Origin of the sequence: Martinezella dioscoreae (assembly GCF_009176305.1) — a bacterium.
In the GTDB taxonomy this organism is placed as follows: Bacteria; Pseudomonadota; Alphaproteobacteria; order Rhizobiales; family Rhizobiaceae; genus Rhizobium; species Rhizobium dioscoreae.
Genome location: NZ_BLAJ01000001.1, coordinates 648,675 through 666,845, shown reverse-complemented (window position 1 = coordinate 666,845; position 18,171 = coordinate 648,675). Strand labels below are relative to the sequence as shown.

Genomic DNA, 18,171 nt, shown 5'->3' with positions numbered 1-18,171 from the left:
ATGCAATCCACGGATCGGCCGGAAACCCGGCTGGCAACACGACTTGCTTTTCTGGTTGGAGGTTTTGCCCTCGCCTGCTGGGCTCCCCTCGTCCCCTTCGCCAAGGATCGCCTCGGCGTCGATGATGGCGTGCTGGGCATGCTATTGCTTTGCCTTGGCCTCGGTTCGGTCGCGGCGATGCTTGCAGCCGGCATGTTGAGCGCGCGATATGGCAGCAAGCCGATCATCATCGCAGGCGGTCTCGGTCTCGCACTTCTCCTGCCGGCCTTGGCCATAGCGAGCACGCCATTCACCCTCGGCCTTGCGCTGGCGGCGTTCGGCGCCTGCCTTGGATCGCTCGATGTGGCCATGAACATTCATGCCGTCGAAGTGGAGAAAGGTGCGGACCGGCCGCTGATGTCCGGCTTCCATGCGCTGTTCAGCATCGGCGGCTTCATCGGCTCCCTGCTCGTCACCCTGCTCCTCTCCGCCAAGGCCGGTCCCCTTGCCGCAACGCTTCTCAGCTCGGCAGTCATGGTGATCGCCATGATCATCGCATGGCCCCGTCTGCTGCGAACCGTCCCCGCGGAGGACGCGCCGCTTTTCGTCATGCCACGCGGCGTCGTGCTGCTGCTGGCCGCGCTGGCAGCAATCACCTTCCTCGTCGAAGGCGCGATCCTCGATTGGAGTGCTCTGCTGCTTACCACGCAGGGCCAGGTCGATACCAGTCATGGCGGCCTCGGCTACATGCTTTTTGCTATTGCGATGACGGTGGGCCGCCTGAGCGGCGATGCCATTACCGCAAGAGTCGGCGACAGGGCAATCATGCTATGGGGTGGCGTGATTGCGGTCGTTGGCTTTGGCGTCCTCCTTCTTAGCCCGATCGCGATCCTCGCCATGAGCGGTTTCCTCCTGATCGGGCTTGGCGCCTCCAACATCGTCCCGGTGCTCTTCCGCAAAGGCGGTTCGCAGAAGGTCATGCCGGCCGGCCTGGCCGTCGCGGCCATCACCATGACCGGATATGCGGGCGTGCTCGTCGGCCCCGCCGGCGTCGGTTTCGCGGCGGATCATCTCGGCCTGCCCGGCGCCTTCTGGATGCTCGCCGCACTCCTCTGCGTCGCACCTCTCTGCGCCAGCATCGTTACCCGCAATCACGAACAGGCACAGGGAGAGACAGATGCGGATCGCTCATACCGCTCTATGGACGCATGATCTCGATGCCGCCGCGAATTTCTGGGAGACTTATTTCGGCGCAACCGTCGGTGAACTCTATCGAAGCCAGCGACGGCCTGGCTTCGTCTCCCGCTTCATTTCCTTGCCGGAAAGCGACGACCAGATCGAACTGATGACCGGCCCCTGGCTTTCTCCCGACCCGCACAGCGAACGCATCGGCTGGGACCATATTGCCATATCCCTCGGCAGCAAAGCTGCCGTCGATGCGCTGGCTGAACGATGCAAGGCGGATGATCGCCTGAAATCCGCACCACGCACCACCGGCGACGGCTTCTATGAGGCTGTCATCACCATGCCGGACGGAACGCCGGTGGAGATTACCATATAGGACACGCTCGGTCTGTAGTTTGCGCTTTCGAGTTCGCCGCTCCCGGAAACGTTGCAACCTCCCGAGCGGTGAAGGCTGGCGGCAGAGATTTCTGCCGCCAGCTTTTGGCTTTTGATCAAAGCTTTTTCATCGAAAACGCCCCCGCCAGCCTTCCGGCAAGCGAGGGCGCTCAATTCAATCGGAAAAACCGGCCAGATCAGATATCCGCCTGCGAGGTCACGATGCGCGAGACCAGGCCGTAAGCCTTGGCTTCCTCGGCGGAGAGCCAATAGTCGCGGTCGGTGTCCTTGGCGATGCGCTCGACCGGCTGGCCGGTGGCTTCCGAGAAGATCTTGTTCAGGCGCTCGTTCATCTTGATGATTTCGCGTGCTTGAATCTCGATATCGGAGGCCATGCCGCGCGTGCCGCCAGACGGTTGGTGCAACAGGAAGCGCGTGTTCGGCAGGCAAATACGGCGCTCCTTGGGAGCGGAAACGTAGATCAGCGCTCCGGCGGAAGCGACCCAGCCTGTACCGATCATCCAGACCTTCGGCTTGATGAACTTGATCATGTCGTGGATGGAATCGCCTGATTCGACGTGGCCGCCGGGCGAATTCACATAGATGCGGATATCGTCGTCGCTGGCAGCGGAAAGCGCCACGAGCTGCGAGCAGACCTTCTGCGCCAGTTCCTGCGTGATGCCGCCATAGATGAAGATCGAACGCGATTTGAAAAGATTCGCCTCCGCGTCCTTGCCCAAGGGCTGCTCGGTCTTCTTGTCTTCCTGTTCGTCTTCGTCGTTCATTCAACTCTCCAGCATGATGCGTCGTTCACCGCACATAGTGCGACTCAATGCGTAAAACAATGCCGGAAAAAGACAAGGCGGGAATAGCGACTGACAACATGGTGTTATGGTTGCGGATTACCGAAATGTAACTTGAATGGCTTTGAAAAGCCGAGATTTGATCCTACGTCAGGTCAGCGCGGTTAGAAACCGCGCCCCGAATTTGCAGCACAGATAGCCAAGGAGGCCATCATGTCGCCAGAAGAACGTCAATTGCTCGCCTCTCTCTTCGATCGCGTGCGCGGTGCCGCCAGCACGCAGCGCGACGCCGATGCGGAGGCCTTTATCAACCAGGCAGTCCGCGACCAGCCTTATGCGCCTTATTTCCTGGCGCAGGCCGTCATCTTGCAGGAACAGGGCATGAAGGCTGCAGCTGACCGCATCCAGCAGCTCGAAGCCCGCGTGCACGAACTCGAGCAGCAGGGCGCCGACAATCACCCGCAGGGCCAGAGCGGCGGTTTCCTCGGCGGAATCGGCTCGCTCTTCGGCGGCGGCCAGCAGCAGCCTGTGCCAGCGCCGCAGGGGACCAGCCCGCAGCAGCAGGGTCGTCTCTATGACGACTATGCCCGCAATGCGCCTCAGTCCGGCCCCTGGGCTGGCCAGCCACAGCCATCCGGCCCATGGAGCCAGCAGGCGGCAACGCCTTCGGCTGGCGGCAGCTTCCTGCGCGGTGCGCTTGGCACGGCAGCCGGGGTTGCCGGCGGCGTGATGCTGGCGGAATCGCTCTCCAGCCTCTTCAGCCCGCATCTGGGCGGCACTGGCGGCGGGCTCTTCGGTGGAAATGCCGGCAGTGGCCTCTTCGGGGGTACTGCGGCCAACGCAGCCGAACAGCCGGTTCAGGAAACGATCATCAACAACAACTATTTCGGCAATGACGACAATAGTGATCAGAATGATCAGAGGGCGGCCGATTATGCCCAGGACGCTGCCCAAGACGCTCAGGACGATGATTATGACGACTCGTCCTATGACGATGGCGACGACAACTCGTTTGCCTGAGCCGCAATCTCATCGAATCCATCAGAAAAGCCGCCATCCCCTGATGGCGGCTTTTTTCATTCAGCCTCGGCCGCGATAGGGCTGCACGCCCTGGTCCGGCAGCCATACACCCTCCGGCGGCTTGCCGGTCTGCCAGAAGACATCGATCGGAATGCCGCCGCGCGGATACCAATAAGCGCCGATGCGCAGCCACTTCGGCTGCAGCAGATCCACTAGGCGCTTGGCGATATAGATCGAGCAATCCTCGTGGAATGCGCCATGATTGCGGAAGGAATGCAGGAAGAGCTTCAGCGACTTCGATTCCACCAGCCATTCATTGGGAATGTAGTCGATGACGATATGGGCGAAATCCGGCTGTCCCGTCATCGGGCAAAGCGAGGTGAATTCGGGCGCGGTGAAGCGCACGACATAATCAGTGCCGGCGTGGCCGGATGGCACCTTCTCCAGAACGGCTTCTTCCGGATTGCTGGCGGTCTCAGTCTGGTTGCCGAGCATCGACAGGCCGGACACATCGGTCTTAGGCATCTCAGGTCTCCTTGATCACTTTGACGCGGATACCATGGGCTTTTTCGCCCTCCGGCTCCACATGAATGGTTATTTCGGCGCCCGCATGGATCGCCCGTATGGCATCTTCAAGGCGGTCGCAGATTCGATGTGCCTCTCGCACCGGCATGGCGGCGGGTACGACCATATGGAAATCGACGAAGGTCACGGCCCCTGCCCTGCGTGTCTTCAGATCATGAACGCCGAGCGAACCCTCGGCGTTTCTGGCAATCGCATCCTTGATGACATTCTCCTCTTCCGGCAGAACGGCCTTATCCATAAGCCCGTCGATCGAAGCGGAGATGACCTTCCAGCCCTGGTAGAGAATGTTGATGGCAACGAGAATGGCAAGCACGGGGTCGAAGATCGGATGGCCGGTGCCGAGCGCCAGCAACAGGCCGATGAGCACGCCGATCGAAGTATAGACATCCGACATGATGTGCTGGCCATCCGCCGTCAATGCCGGCGAGCGATATGTCCGGCCGGCCCGGATCAGCGTCAGAGCCCAGATACCGTTGATGACGCCGGCGACAAAGTTGATCGCGAGACCGAGCACCGGCGCCTGCATCGGCTGCGGATTTGCGAGATGGCCGACCGCCTCCTGCACGATCATCAGCGCTGCAACGACGATCATCACGCCTTCGGTGACGGCGGAAAGATATTCCGCCTTGTGATGACCGAAGGGATGATCGTGATCGGCCGGCTTCTGCGCGTAACGGATGACGAAGAAGGCGATGAAGGCAGCAACGACATTGACGAGCGATTCAAGTCCATCGGACAGAAGCGCCACGGAACCCGTCAGCCACCAGGCCAGCATCTTCAGCCCCATGACGCCGAGCGACAGCGGAATGCCCCAAAGGGCGAGCCGCCTGATCGTATCGTTTCCTTGACTGTTCATGCCCGTCTCCAAATGTCTTCACGCCTGCTTATGCGAATGAATTGCAAAGAAGGCGCCGTTGAAATGCAAAACCGCCCGCGCGAATTTTCGCGCAGGCGGTTCATTAACGGCTCATATGGATCACGATGCCAAGTTTGTCAAAGGCGAGTTTCGCTCTCACATCAAAAATGGCCGTTGCTGAACAGAACAAGCAAAACGTGACTGGATCGCCCACTCAGTTTCGGTCGGCGTCGTCCGGCCACTGAAGCACACGATGATAGAAACACCATTTTTTAAAACTTGAAGTTGATATCCATCTAATGCAGTAAGTTCGTAATAAAAGAATATAGACGGATCAACTGAGAATGAGCGTGGAAACCCGCAAGATATTATTCCATGCTCTCGTTTGGGTAGCGCTTGCCGCGCTGGCATACAACACGGCTGGCACCTACCGTTTTGCAAGTTGCTGGCAGATCATTCCGCTTTACTTTCCGCCGCTAAGCATCTTGCTTTTCGCAATCTTCATCTCAAGCATTGCCGTCCTGGCAGCAGCGGCTTCGCAGCCGACCATGCGCGCCCATTCGCTCTTTTGGGCAGCGTGTCATGGGGTGATTTTGACGCTTGGACTGGTGACATGCAATCTTGCCGCTTACACTGCAGTTGGGCATGTCGACTGTTTATAAGTCAATCATCATTCTTAGCACCAAATTATCGCCATGTATTCGCCATCCGGTGGCGCGATTGTCGCTCGCCTGTGGAAAAGCGCGCTGGTAGTTTGACTTGCCATCCAGCGCTAAGCTGTGCTTCAGCCTGATGTGCAAGGGTCGGCGACACCGGCCGATACGCCGCCGCCTCCTAATGAAAATCACGGTTGAACATGCCCGCTCCTGAAAAGACTGCCGATGCTACACCTTACGCTGCCGACGCTCCCGCTGGTGTATCGGATCATCTGGTCGCAGCCGGAGCATTTTCGGAGGTGGAACGCAGCGCCGTCTATCGCGCCATCGAGACCCGGCGCGACGTGCGCGACCAATTCCGGCCCCATCCCCTTCCTGACGATGTCGTCCGGCGCTTGCTCGAGGCTGCCCATTCGGCACCGTCGGTCGGATTCATGCAGCCATGGAATTTCATCCTGATCCGTCAGCCAGAAACGCGTGAACGCGTATGGCAGGCCTTCCATCAGGCCAATGAGGAAGCCTCCGCGATGTTCGAAGGTGATCGTCGCGCGCAGTATCAGCGGTTGAAACTGGAAGGCATTCGCAAGGCGCCGCTCAGCATCTGCATCACCTGCGACACCAAGCGCGGCGGTCCCGTCGTGCTCGGCCGGACGCACAATCCGGATACCGATGTCTACTCGACCGTCTGCGCCGTACAGAATCTCTGGCTTGCCGCACGAGCCGAGGGCGTCGGTGTCGGCTGGGTCAGCATCTTCCATGAAGATGCCATCAAGGCGATCCTCGGCATACCCGAGCATGTGAAGATCGTCGCATGGCTCTGTGTCGGCTATGTCGACGAGCTCTACGACATGCCGGAACTCGCCGTGAAGGGATGGCGCGAGCGCCTGCCGCTCGACAAGCTCGTCTTCGAGGAAGGCTGGCAGGCTTGCGAGGATATGTGAGTATGGCCGCTCTGCGCCAACCCTCGACGGATCAAAGTGTTACGACCTGAATGTCACAAACGAGATCACGTTTCCATCCGGATCGCGCACATGAAAATCGGTGCCTCCCCAAGCCTGCTTGGTGAGCGGCTGCGCAAACTCCACGCCTTTCGCCTTGAACTCCTCGAACAATCCCTGGACGTTCGAAACCTCAATCGACGCCAGGATCAGCGCGCCCTCTTTCGCCGCAGCAGCTGCAAAATAGGGTTCATAGACGAGCCGCAAGTGAATCCAGATGCCATCGCGCGACACAGCACCGTAGAATGGCGGCAACCCGTGCAGAAATTCCTCCGCAAAGCCAAGCTTCTCCCTGAAGAAGACTGCGCTGGCAGTAACATCCCGCACGAAAAGGATCGGAATGACACTCTTGAAAATCGGCGGTTCTGCAAATGGGGCCGGCATCTTCGGCGCGTCCGCTGCGACGGACTTCAATTCCGCCCAGCTCCTGTGACCCGCTTCGACCGCAACGATCTCCTGCGCTAGCGTTAGGGGGAACTTCATCGCCAGGATCTCGCGATCCGTCAGCTCCTTGAAACGATCGAGCATTCGGACTCTTCCGCCGATGGAATAGTCACGCTCTTTGTGCCAGCGCATCAGTAGCTTGGCTTGCTTGCGGTAGGTATCGAGGGTTGGCATGGCAGACTCCTGCTGAATGATATCAGCGGGCAGGCCTAGCCCTTTCGGCCCGATGCCGATGTGCCCCACAGGAACGACGCAAAGATTAGGATACAACCTGAAGCAAGTCAAACCGCGTCAAGGCAGGCTATGGCTTGCCGCGAAGCGTTCATCGTCATTATGCAGCCGCAAGGACATTCGCAGCATCCACGGCAGCGACGTCCAAAGGCCGGAGGTCAATCCCGCCTGCCTCAGCCCTGCAGCAGTCCAGGTATTGCATCCCATCAGCGCATTGAAATGTTCCCGTGCCTCGAAGAACGCATCGTTCGGCCCGTAATTGCTGCCGATCAACCGGCTCGGTTGGTCGTTCGTCTGTTCGAAGCTGTCGAAAATGAATTGCTTGAGCCGTTCCAGGCCTTCGGCATCAATTCTGATCGCAGTGATGGCGGGAGCGTCCAGTGGAATATCGCCCGTCAACCCCGTATGAATAACGGAGCGATCCAGCGTGAAGCTTTTAAGGAGTGGACCGGCCTTCAAATCGGCCCAAGTTCGCGTTTCCGTATAAAAGCTTCGGCCGCCCCAGCCGAAGATAAGATACCGCAAATTGGGATTGTCGAGATCGAGCCCGGCCGTTCGCAGGAAGGCGAAACGGTTCAGGAGGTCATCATCGATGGGGATGGCAATGTCCGTATGGATGGGATTGCTGAGCATGAGGATTTGCCGCGAGTGCGCGGTGCGTGCAGTCGGTTCGTCATGCCAGAGCGGCCGCGGTACGACGATGCCAAGGCCGACGAGGAGCATGACGGCAAGAACGGCGAAGAAAACGCCCTTGAATATTCTTGAGATCACCGACTGAACGCCCCTGCCATCATTCAATTCTTTCAGCGGTTTGTTGGCTCTTTCAAGGCATAAAAATAGCCCCATGCACTTTTTCCGAGTGCATGGGGCTATCAAACCTCCGAATTCTAAACGCTCGTCTCAGGCGGCCTTCGTCTTCGCCCGCCGCGCCAGATGCGCCACGACATTCTCGATCATCCGCATGCCGGCATCGCCGCCGAGCGTCATGATCGATTCCGGATGGAACTGCACGGCCGCGATCGGCTCCTTCACATGCTCGATGCCCATGATCGTGCCGTCTTCGCTCTCGGCCGTGATCATGAAGTCGCGCGGCAGGCTCGACGGATCGGCGAAGATCGAGTGGTAGCGGCCAACGGTCACTTCACGGCCAAGACCGGAAAAGACCAGACCGGGCTCCAGCACGCGGATGCGCGAGGGCTTGCCATGCATCGGGATCGCCAGATGGCGCAGCTCGCCGCCATAGGCTTCGGCCAGCGCCTGCAGGCCCAGGCAGACGCCGAAGATCGGCAGGTTGCGCGCCCTCGCCTTCTTGATCGTCGCCTTGCAATCGAAATCCTTTGGATTGCCAGGACCCGGCGACAGTACGACGAGATCCGGGTCGAGCCGGTCGAAGACCTCTTCCGGCACCGGCGTGCGCACGGTCGAAACCGTTGCACCCGTCTGGCGGAAGTAGTTGGCAAGCGTATGGACGAAGCTGTCCTCATGGTCGACGAGCAGGATCTTCACGCCCTTGCCGACGGAAGCAACGTCGCGTTGCTGTTTGCCGGAATTGCCGGTTTTGGCGTCACGGATGGCGGAAAGCATGGCGGAGGCCTTCAGTTCGGTTTCGGCTTCTTCTTCCTCGGGGATCGAGTCGTTGAGCAGCGTCGCGCCTGCCCGCACCTCGGCAATGCCATCCTTGATGCGAACGGTGCGCAGCGTCAGGCCGGTGTTCATGTCGCCATTGAAGCCGACCATGCCGATCGCGCCGCCATACCAGGCCCGCGGGCTCTTTTCATGGCTCTCGATGAAGCGCATGGCCCAGAGCTTCGGCGCGCCGGTGACGGTGACGGCCCAGGCGTGGCTCAGGAAGCCGTCGAAGGCGTCCATATCGTCGCGCAGGCGGCCCTCGATATGGTCGACCGTGTGGATGAGGCGCGAATACATCTCGATCTGCCGGCGGCCGATGACCTTGACCGAACCCGGCTCGCAGACGCGGCTCTTGTCGTTTCGGTCGACGTCGGAGCACATGGTGAGTTCCGACTCGTCCTTCTTGGAATTCAAGAGCTTCAGGATCTGCTCGCTGTCGGCGATCGGATCGTCCCCGCGCTTGATCGTGCCCGAAATCGGGCAGGTCTCAATGCGGCGGCCCGATACGCGCACGAACATTTCAGGCGAAGCGCCGACGAGATATTCCTGATTGCCGAGATTGATGAAGAAGGAATAGGGCGACGGATTGATCGCCTTCAGGCGCTTGGAAATATCTGATGGTTTGCTCTCGCAGCGCTCCATGAACTTCTGGCCGGGCACGACTTCGAAGAGGTCGCCCTTGCGGAAGCTCTCCTTCGCTTTGACCACCAGTTCGGCATATTCGCCAGGGCGATGATCGCTCTTCGGCGGGATCGCATCGGTGTGCCGGAACGGCTCGGGCGCGATCTCGCCGGACTTGCCTTCCGTCGATACCTCGCCCTTGGCGAAATCGTAGCGATCGATCCAGGCCTTGGCGGAATAGTTGTCCACCACAAGGATTTCGTCCGGCAGGTAGAGCACCATGTCGCGCTGGTCGTCCGGGCGCTTGAGCTTCAGATCGATTGCGTCGAACTGGAACGCCAGATCGTAGCCGAAGGCGCCGTAGAAGCCGATGCTGGCATCGGCCTGGGAATAGAATAGATCGGTCACGGCGCGCAGCACGGTGAAGACCGTCGGCATCTTCGAGCGCTCTTCCTCGGTGAAAACACGATCCGGCGTCTTGACCGTGAGATCGAGCCGGCGCGGCGCCGAGGCGCCAAGCACCACCTCGGAAACGGTCTTCAGCTTCTCCGCGATGAAGCCGAGAATGACTTCGCCGCGCTCGTTATAGGCTTCGATCCAGACATCGCGCCCGTTGCAGGACAGGCCGAGCGGCGGATCGACGATGGCGGTATCCCAACGCGTATAGCGGCCCGGATATTCGTAGTTGGAGGAGAAGACGGCGCCGCGGCGCTCATCGAGCTTGTCGATATAGGATGAAACCGCATCCGCATAGGGCGTCGGCCGGCGCTGCCGAGTGACAGTGATACCGCCCTTCGTCTCGTAGATTTCCGCACCATCATCCCGAAGGATCGTTACCATTGTTCCTCACTCCGTTGTCGGGCCCGGATGACAGGCGGCCAATATAACAAAAAAGCCGCCTCGAAATCTCGGGCGGCTCACTCGTCGTCTTTGAACACGATTGGTCGAGGCCGCCTCAGCGTGCCCACCACCAAACTGCAATGTTGTTCAAGGACGTGTTCATGGCGGGAATTGTTAGCGTGAGATGCCGCGATGCGCAAGCGGAAGATGGAAGGAAAGTTTCCGGCAACGAAGAGGCGGCATCTGCTTGCTATCGATTACAACGCCTTAGACACTGGCGCCTTCACCGCCGCCGAGCTTCGGCAAAACCAGATCGCCAACAGTGTAGGTGTGGAATTCACTTGTCGAAACGTCATCGAGCCTGCGGAATTTCTCGACAAAAACTGGATCGGAGAAGAATTCGTCGACATTGCCGGCGCCCTTGATGGCTTCGATATTCACAACCGTCAGGCCGTCCGTGCTCTTGGCAAGATTGCTCCAGAGGAATCCTTCTTTCCGTTCGGCGACATAGTGAACAACATCCTGGATCACGCGGAAGGCTTCTTCCTGCTTGCCGGGATGAACGTGGATGACATTGACGATGAAGGTGGTCGGCTGCGGCTGGGCGGTGAAATGGGCGGAAATCGTATCCATTGCGGTTCCTTTCGAAAAAGCGGCTTCATGTGCCGCACCGGCACTGGATATCGAGAGTGAGATAGCGGATAAATGATCCGGTATTCACATAAGATCGGAATTATATTCCGCAATCGGGAGCCGTGATGGATAGGCTTGGAACGCTTGGGATCTTCGTACAGACGGCGGAAGGCGGCAGCTTCGTTGCGGGCGCGCGCCGGCTCGGTCTTTCGAGCTCCGCCGTCGGCAAGGCAATCGCCCGCCTGGAGCGGGAGATGGGCGTTCGCCTCTTTCACCGCTCGACCCGCAGCATGACGCTGACCGAAGAAGGCAGCTTCTTCCTCGACACCTGCCGGCGCATCATCTCAGAGCTGGATACGGCTCAGGCGGAGCTTTCGAAATCGCATGCGGCTCCTCGCGGCCACCTTCGCGTCAGCCTCCCCCTGGCCGGAATGCTGTTGATGCCGGCGATATCGGCCTTCATGCGCACCTATCCCGATATCACGCTGGATCTGGATTTTACCGATCGGCTGGTCGATGTGATCGAGGAGGGATTCGATGCGGTCATCCGAACCGGCGATGTCAGGGATACGAGGCTGATGAGCCGCAAGCTCGGTACATTCCGCTTTCAAATCGTCGCCGCACCCAACTATCTGAAAGCGGAAGGAATCCCGCTTGCACCTGAAGACCTGCTTCAGCACAAATGCTTGCATCATCGCTATCCCAGCACGGGCAAGCTGGAGCCGTGGCCTCTGGCGCGCAATGGGGAGGAGTTGCGGCTCGCTTTGCCGACGACGACGATCGCCAGCACCATCGAACCGCTCATCCACCTAGCCGAAAACGGCTTCGGCATCACGTGCCTGCCGCCCTTTGCCGTCAGCACGCAAATCGCGGACGGCCAGCTTGTGCCGCTGCTCGAAGACCATATCGCGAAGACAGGCATCTTTCGCGTATTGTGGCCCACGAGCCGCTACCTGTCCCCGAAGATACGTGCCTTTGTGGATTTTATGGCGGCCAATCTGTTTTCGCACCCGTCGGCCGCCTGAGGATTCCGCCCTCCTCACGCCTGCCCTCTCGCCGCCTCGAAGAACTCCTCCGGCCCATCCACTTCGACCAATCGCTTCCGGTCGATCAGCCAGAAGCGATTGCCGATCGATCGCACGAAACTGCGATCGTGCGAGACGAGAAGGCAGCTCGCCTCATTTGCCGTCAGTTCGCCCTCCAGCGCCTCCTGGCCGTCGATATCCAGATGGTTTGTCGGCTCGTCCAGCAGGTAGAAGTTTGGATTGGTCAGCCGCAGCGCCAGCATGGCGAGCCGCGCCTTCTGCCCGCCAGACAGACGGCCGATCTCCTTCCCCTGCATGTCGATACCGATGCCAACACCGACCAGCAGCGTGCGGGCGCGTTGTTCGCCGAGCTCGAACAAGCGCGTGATCATGCCGAGCGGCGTATCCTTTTCACCGAGATGGGAGAGCGCCTGATCACTGTAACCCAACACTAGAGACGGCGTCGGCTTGATTGGGCCGCCGGCAGACGGATCGGCGATCGCCCTACGGATCATCTCGACAAACCGCGTCTTGCCGGCACCATTCTGCCCGAGCAACACGATGCGGTCGCCCTGACAAATCCACTGCTGGCCGGTCTTGAATAACAACGTACCATCAGGCGTCGTCACCGAGGCATCCTCCAGCGTCAGCAGGACCTTGGCGTGGATGCCACGATTGGCGAGCTTGATCGAGCCGGAGGAACGCTCACGGTAGCCCGGTCTCGCGCTGTCCTCCAGCTTCTCGGCCCGCGCCTTCAATTGCTTCGTCTTCACCGTCAGGAGATCGCTGCCGGAATTGACGCCGATATTGTGGAGTTTGGCCGCCTGCTTGCGCAGCTGCTGCGCCGTCTTCATCTCTTTCTGATATCGCCGCTCGTCCGAGGCATCGACCTCGTCCAGCGCCGCACGCGCCCTGCTATACGGCAGCGCATAGGTTTGCGACTGATCCTGGCGCAGGAACAGGGTTCGATTGCAGACGGCATCGAGGAAGGCGCGGTCGTGGCTGGCGATGATGACGGGCACATCGCGCGGCAAGGCATTCAGCCAATCCTCCAGCAGTGCGATCTTGGCGAGATCGAGATGGTTGGTCGGCTCGTCGAGCAGCAGCACGTCGGGTTCCGTCACCCAGACCCGGGCAAGCACGGCAAGCCGCTGCCAGCCGCCGCTGAGCTGCGCCAACGTCCTCTCCCGCATCGCATCAGGTACATCAAGCGAATCGAGAGTGACGTCGACACGCCAGCTCTCGCTCGCGACTTGCTCCTGAGGCAAAGCGCGCATAACGGCATCATAGAAGGAGACGTCCAGCAGGTTCGCCGGCACGTTCTGTTCGACATAGCCGACGCGCAAGCCCCGGGCGCGGGTGATCTCACCTGTGGTCGGCTCCTGCCTGCCCGTGATGCAGTTGAGCAGCGTGGTCTTCCCGCGTCCATTCGCGGCGACGATGCCGACGCGGTCACCGGCATCCACCGTGAAATTGAGATTGGAAAACAGCGGCGCACCCATGGTGACGCCCAGATTGCGGAGATTGATCAGAGTCATGGTCTTTTCCGGTCTCGATCGAGCATCTCAAGACATCGCCGGCGGCTCCTTTTGCCGCGCTACGCCTATGCCGATGGCCAAAGCAGGCCAATGCTCGAAAACATGTCATGACGCGGCCACGTAGGTGCGCGAGCTCGCGTCGCCCAAAGGGCAGACCAGAAGGATTGAGTGAGAAAACAGCCTCTGATCAGCCCTGCAAACGCATCTGCAGGGCACGAGTCGGACCGAACTGGCGAATATGCCAGACTATCTTGGTCATACGGTCCTCCTCTCTTCTTTTCTCGACGGTTAAAGACTGCGTTGTTCGAATAGCATCGAACGCTGCCATTTACAATTGCGCAGATCGCCCGATGCCACGCGGGAGAGCAAAAAAGAGGCGATGCCGAAGCATCGCCCAAGTTTGCTGCATCGATGTAACGGCTTAGAACCGTTGCGTCAGCGTCAGCTTGAAGGTCCGACCGGGTTCGGAATAATAGGAAGCAGGCTGGGTCAGCGTGCCGCTATAGGACGGTGCGTTGAGAGCGTCGTAATAGGTCTTGTTGAAGATGTTGTAGACGCCGCCGCGAATGCTAAGGCCCTTCACCTGCTCCGGTTCCCACCAGGCTGTGAGATCGAAGATACCGTAGGCAGGGGTTTGCAGCGTATCGCCTGTCTTCTTCGCCTCGCGCGCCGCGGTGATGAAAGTCAGGTCCGTTCCCCAGACATCAGCCGCATAGCCGACAGTGAAGGCCGCCTTGGCCGGAGCGACGGAGCCGATCCACTGGCCAGTATCGGAATCCTTGCCGTTGACATAGGCAAGCGAGCCCTTGACGTGGATGCCATTGTCGAACGTCTTGTGCGCGTTGACCTCGATACCGAACATGCGGACATTGGCGCGGTTGAAGTATTCAGTGATCCCGAGCGGATAGGTGCCCGTAGGATCGCGATAATTCAGCGTGTCGATGAAGTTCTTGTACTTGTTATAGAAGGCGCCGATATGGCCGCCGAAATCGTCATCGCCGAGGTTGGTGCCGATTTCGATGCCGTTGCTGGTCTCGGGCTTCAGGTTCGGATTGCCGATGTTGACGTAGCCGCCAGGTACGCCGTAGTTCACATAGAGTTCGCTGACGTTAGGTGCACGGAAGGCCATCGCCCACTGCGCATAAAGTTCGACATTGTCCTGCGGCTGATAGGATGCGCGCAGCTTCGGCGAGAAGCGGCTGTCGGATTGTCCGGGGGGCAGGCCATCATAGTTCGCGCTATCACGATAGGCAGCCGTGTTCTTCGGCGAGTAATCATACCAGTCGAAGCGCAGACCCGGCGTCAGATAGAAATTGCTGGAGCCCAACTCGATCTTGTCGTCGATGAAGGCGCCGACGCGCTTGCCATCGACATCGGGCATGTCGGACTGGTTGGTATGGAGGAATGCACAAGTAGCGCGCCAGCGTGGGTTGCTGCAGCTATCCTTGCCGGCTGAGTACTGGTGAACCTTGTCAAAGGCGACGTCGAGACCGAAGGTGAGCTGGTGATGCAGGTTGCCGGTGTCGAAAGACTTCGACGCGTTGCCGCTGAAGCCGATACTGCGGTCTTCCATTTCGTTAAGACGAGAATAGTCGCCAATAACCGACGTGTATCTGTAACCCGCGGTACCGGTTTCACGCACGAGATTCTGCCAGTAGAAAACGGCATTGGCTGTATCAAGCAGTGAATCGGCATTCTCGGCTTCATATTTGTAATCGAGCGACACGCGATTGCGCTCGACATTGTCTGTACCATTGTAATTGCCGGGCCGGAAGTTTCCGGTCGGGCTCTGCAAGGTCATCAAATCCGTGTCTTTATCCTTGTTGTAGTGCTCGGCGGTAATACCGAGGGAGCCGACGTCGGTATATTGGCGGATCTTGAACAGGCCGCTTTTCTGATTGTAGTCAGCCGGATTCGCTTCTGTACGCTTGGTCGAATAGCCGCCGACATCGCCGTTGTTCTCAAGCTCGTGACCGTGGGTGTAGCCGCCCTGGAAGAGAACGGCGGTATTGTCGATGCGCTTGGCAACAGCGGCCGAACCGCCAATGCTCCGGTCGTCACCATTATAACCGAACTTAAAGATGCCACCCCAGGTGGAGCCTGGCGCAATCAGATCTTCCGGCTCCAGCGTGCGCAGCACGAAAGCTCCGCCGAGAGCACCCGAACCGGCACGGCTGGAATCAGCGCCGCGCACGACATCGACACTGGAAAGCGCGTTGAAATCGAAGCTGTTGATGCCACCGTCCGATTCGCGTGAAGCATCAAGAAGGAAAGGAATTTGGATACCGTCGACGGTGGTCAAAACGCGGTCGTCGCCAAGGCCGCGAATATTGACGCCGCCGGTCGTACGGTTGAAGCCGACGCCGACTTCGGTGCTGCGGCCGAGATCCTCGATACGTGTGATTTGCTGGTCGTCGATGTCCTTGGCCGTCGTCTCGCTCGTGGTCGGAGAGTCGGCAAGCACATCCTTGTTCGCCTTGCCTTTGCCCTTCACGACGATCGGTTTCAGATTGGTGACTCGATCGCCCTTGGCGGCCTCGCCCGTCGCCTCTTCATTTTGAGCGGCTGTTTGCGCAAAAGACGTCGTCGCCAGCCCGAGAGCGAGAAACGCGGTGCATGCCAAGAGGGCCGAGCGTGAGCGCCGGACAACCATAACCATTCCTTTCGAATTGCTTCACCGGGCTGGCTGGTTGCTGCGTCGAAAGCAGGCAAGGGGCTGGCTAGGTTATCTTGTTAACGGGCGGAAATATTCCGCCTTCTTTCTGCCGCATAAAAAACATGAGTATTATTGTCAATATATTCGGCGCACTTAATCATGAATAAAATTGTCACCTTTTAAGACAAGAGGCGAACGTTGCTGAATTGCAACGAAATGACAGCCTCATGCGTTCTATCGGCATCATCATTAGAATTGGCTGAATTACTTGATGCTGTTTAGAATTGTTTCATTAGTCTCCGCCGCCGTCCTTTTCATGGCCGCCTCTCTCCCGCAGACCGGCCCGATACCCGAGCAAAAACCGGATCAGGAACAAGTTCAGCCGGATGGCAAAGCGCCGATCCCGGCAGAAAAACCCTCGGCATCACCGGACGGCCCTGTCGTTCCGGCGGAAAAGCCGACGGCTCAACCGGAAGAAAAGCCGGCGCCACGGCCGGAGGAACAGACAAACGGCCAACAGATGCAAGGCCCTCCCCGTCCGCCCCTGACCATCGCTTCCGAACCGGATGATCAGCACCAGGCCTGCCTAAAGGCGCTGACCGCCATCGGAGCGACTTTCAAAGAGATCGCCCGCATCGACGATGGCAATGGCTGCGGCATCGACAAGCCGATCGCGCTTAGCTCTCCGCTGCCGGGCATAGAATTCAAGCCCGAAGGGAAAATGCGCTGCGAAGCCGCTCTCGCTTTGGCTCAATGGATGAAGGAAAGCGTCATTCCATCAGCGACGGCATTGGACAATGGCAAGATCGTCACGATCAATCAGGCATCGACCTATGTCTGCCGGCTGCGCAACAATGCTTCCACCGGCAAGATCTCCGAGCATGCCCGCGGCAACGCCATAGATGTCGCGAGTTTTACCTTCGAAAACGGCAAGACCATCGCAATCGAGCCACGCCGCGAAGATCCGACGCTGACAGGCGCATTCCAGCGTGCGGCCAGTGCGTCTGCCTGCCTCTATTTCACGACGGTTCTAGACCCGGAAAGCGACGCTGCCCACGAGACCCATTTTCATCTCGACGTCATCGAAAGGAATGGCGGCTTTCGTTACTGCCACTAGAAACGCGTCGTGGGCTTGGTCCCACGATGATCTTTGAATCTCTTCATATCCCGAGGCCTACATTCGAGAACCATAGGTCTCTATAGATCGCCACCGCCGTTTCGTCCGGCGCTCGCTCCTGAGTGAGCCAAACCGACCGAATGGAGCGAGCCTCGCCGCCATTCGGAATTTTCGCGGATTGCATGGGATCGGATGCCCCGATGCAGGGGATGAAATAGGCGGGCATCAAAGCACGAGCGCTGAATCCGGTATCCTCGCGGGTAATTATGACGGCAAGCCCGACCCTCTCATTCGCCTGCCAGGGCACGATGAGCCGGCCTCCGGGTCGCAACGCCTGCAGCCATGACTTCGGCGGCGCCACCACGCCGGCACTCACATAGATCAGATCGGCATCCGGAAGCTCGAACGAAGTCGCATCGGCACAGATGACGGAAACGTCTTTATAGGAGGCGAGGTTGTCTCGCGTGCGGCCGGCCAATACCTCATCGATCTCGATGGCATGGACATGCCCACCCGGTGTCACCAGCGTTGAGAGAATGGCGGTGTAGTATCCCGTCCCCGTGCCGATCTGAACGACGGTTTCGCCGGGCTTGGGCGCGACGGCACCCAGGAAAGCGGCATGGAGAAACGGCTCGCCATTGTTGATGCCCTTCGATCTGTCCAGGGAGACCAGAACATTCTGATAGAGAAAGGCAGGATCGCTGCTCGGCGTTTCGAGATAGCGTCCCTTGACCACGATCTGCCAAGGCCCCGGTCCCATGAAGGCTTCGCGCGGCACCTGGCGGAAGGCCCGCTCTAGCCTTTCATCCACCGAGTTGCTGGCGGCAGCCATCATTTTCGCATGGAAGGCGCGTATATCGTCCAAGCTGGCACGGCTGTCTGCAGTCACGATCTGCCTCCACTCTTCCATCCGATGATGTCGGTGTCCGTTGTCGATCCTGTTGCCGATGGCGTCAAGCGAACGGGCGGTTTTTCTCCCT

17 protein-coding genes are annotated in these 18,171 nt (G+C 59.2%); 7 read left to right on the top strand and 10 right to left on the bottom strand.

Annotated elements, in window-relative coordinates:
* Window positions 1-1,191: an MFS transporter gene (locus GDN47_RS03235; RefSeq protein WP_113395535.1), complete on the top strand. Its 1,191-nt coding sequence runs from the start codon at window positions 1-3 to the stop codon at window positions 1,189-1,191.
* Entirely contained in the window at window positions 1,157-1,540 is a 384-nt protein-coding gene (locus GDN47_RS03230) for a VOC family protein (protein ID WP_113395382.1), read from the top strand. The genes GDN47_RS03235 and GDN47_RS03230 overlap by 35 nt, the downstream gene beginning before the upstream one ends.
* 196 nt (window positions 1,541-1,736) lie before the next feature.
* Here the strand turns inward: GDN47_RS03230 and GDN47_RS03225 are convergent, their stop codons facing one another.
* Entirely contained in the window at window positions 1,737-2,324 is a 588-nt protein-coding gene (locus tag GDN47_RS03225; RefSeq protein WP_152092618.1) for an ATP-dependent Clp protease proteolytic subunit, read from the bottom strand.
* Window positions 2,325-2,555: 231 nt separating this feature from the next.
* Between GDN47_RS03225 and GDN47_RS03220 the strand changes: the two genes are divergently transcribed.
* Window positions 2,556-3,362, top strand: coding sequence for a DUF2076 domain-containing protein (locus tag GDN47_RS03220; protein WP_152092617.1), 807 nt, complete (start codon window positions 2,556-2,558; stop codon window positions 3,360-3,362).
* Between the two features lie 60 nt (window positions 3,363-3,422).
* Here GDN47_RS03220 and queF read toward each other — a convergent pair whose 3' ends face one another.
* Entirely contained in the window at window positions 3,423-3,887 is a 465-nt protein-coding gene (gene queF / locus GDN47_RS03215) for a preQ(1) synthase (RefSeq protein WP_015340658.1), read from the bottom strand.
* A gap of 1 nt (window position 3,888) precedes the next feature.
* Entirely contained in the window at window positions 3,889-4,803 is a 915-nt protein-coding gene (locus GDN47_RS03210; RefSeq protein WP_095435441.1) for a cation diffusion facilitator family transporter, read from the bottom strand.
* A gap of 344 nt (window positions 4,804-5,147) precedes the next feature.
* Here GDN47_RS03210 and GDN47_RS03205 point away from each other — a divergent pair, with 344 nt between their 5' ends.
* On the top strand, window positions 5,148-5,465 hold the full coding sequence (locus GDN47_RS03205) for a hypothetical protein (RefSeq protein ID WP_095435442.1): 318 nt from the start codon (window positions 5,148-5,150) through the stop codon (window positions 5,463-5,465).
* A 194-nt stretch (window positions 5,466-5,659) separates the two neighbouring features.
* Window positions 5,660-6,400, top strand: coding sequence for a 5,6-dimethylbenzimidazole synthase (gene bluB, locus GDN47_RS03195; RefSeq protein WP_233788716.1), 741 nt, complete (start codon window positions 5,660-5,662; stop codon window positions 6,398-6,400).
* Window positions 6,401-6,439: 39 nt separating this feature from the next.
* Here bluB and GDN47_RS03190 read toward each other — a convergent pair whose 3' ends face one another.
* From GDN47_RS03190 to GDN47_RS03175, 4 genes are all read right to left on the bottom strand, one after another.
* Entirely contained in the window at window positions 6,440-7,075 is a 636-nt protein-coding gene (locus tag GDN47_RS03190; protein ID WP_152092616.1) for a glyoxalase superfamily protein, read from the bottom strand.
* A gap of 117 nt (window positions 7,076-7,192) precedes the next feature.
* Window positions 7,193-7,903 carry a TIGR02117 family protein gene (locus GDN47_RS03185; protein ID WP_308936542.1) on the bottom strand — a complete coding sequence of 237 codons (711 nt, stop codon included), beginning with the start codon at window positions 7,901-7,903 and terminating at the stop codon, window positions 7,193-7,195.
* A gap of 129 nt (window positions 7,904-8,032) precedes the next feature.
* Window positions 8,033-10,222 carry an anthranilate synthase gene (locus GDN47_RS03180; protein ID WP_152092615.1) on the bottom strand — a complete coding sequence of 730 codons (2,190 nt, stop codon included), beginning with the start codon at window positions 10,220-10,222 and terminating at the stop codon, window positions 8,033-8,035.
* A 267-nt stretch (window positions 10,223-10,489) separates the two neighbouring features.
* Window positions 10,490-10,855 (bottom strand): antibiotic biosynthesis monooxygenase, encoded by a 366-nt coding sequence (locus tag GDN47_RS03175; protein WP_113351826.1) that lies wholly within the window; start codon window positions 10,853-10,855, stop codon window positions 10,490-10,492.
* A 125-nt stretch (window positions 10,856-10,980) separates the two neighbouring features.
* Here GDN47_RS03175 and GDN47_RS03170 point away from each other — a divergent pair, with 125 nt between their 5' ends.
* Complete coding sequence (locus tag GDN47_RS03170) at window positions 10,981-11,880, top strand: LysR family transcriptional regulator (protein WP_152092614.1); 900 nt, start codon at window positions 10,981-10,983, stop codon at window positions 11,878-11,880.
* 14 nt (window positions 11,881-11,894) lie between these two features.
* On the opposite strand, the gene GDN47_RS03165 is transcribed toward GDN47_RS03170, so the two are convergent.
* Together GDN47_RS03165 and GDN47_RS03160 are read right to left on the bottom strand one after the other, a co-directional pair.
* Entirely contained in the window at window positions 11,895-13,418 is a 1,524-nt protein-coding gene (locus GDN47_RS03165; RefSeq protein ID WP_152092613.1) for an ABC-F family ATP-binding cassette domain-containing protein, read from the bottom strand.
* Window positions 13,419-13,839: 421 nt separating this feature from the next.
* Window positions 13,840-16,071 carry a TonB-dependent hemoglobin/transferrin/lactoferrin family receptor gene (locus GDN47_RS03160; protein WP_152092612.1) on the bottom strand — a complete coding sequence of 744 codons (2,232 nt, stop codon included), beginning with the start codon at window positions 16,069-16,071 and terminating at the stop codon, window positions 13,840-13,842.
* 319 nt (window positions 16,072-16,390) lie between these two features.
* On the opposite strand from GDN47_RS03160, the gene GDN47_RS03155 reads away from it, so the two are divergent.
* A complete protein-coding gene (locus GDN47_RS03155; RefSeq protein WP_152092611.1) occupies window positions 16,391-17,191 on the top strand; it encodes an extensin-like domain-containing protein in 801 nt (266 codons plus the stop codon).
* Window positions 17,192-17,234: 43 nt separating this feature from the next.
* Here GDN47_RS03155 and GDN47_RS03150 read toward each other — a convergent pair whose 3' ends face one another.
* Window positions 17,235-18,080, bottom strand: a complete 846-nt coding sequence (locus GDN47_RS03150; protein ID WP_113395540.1) for a protein-L-isoaspartate O-methyltransferase family protein — start codon at window positions 18,078-18,080, stop codon at window positions 17,235-17,237.
* Between the last annotated feature and the right edge of the window lie 91 nt (window positions 18,081-18,171).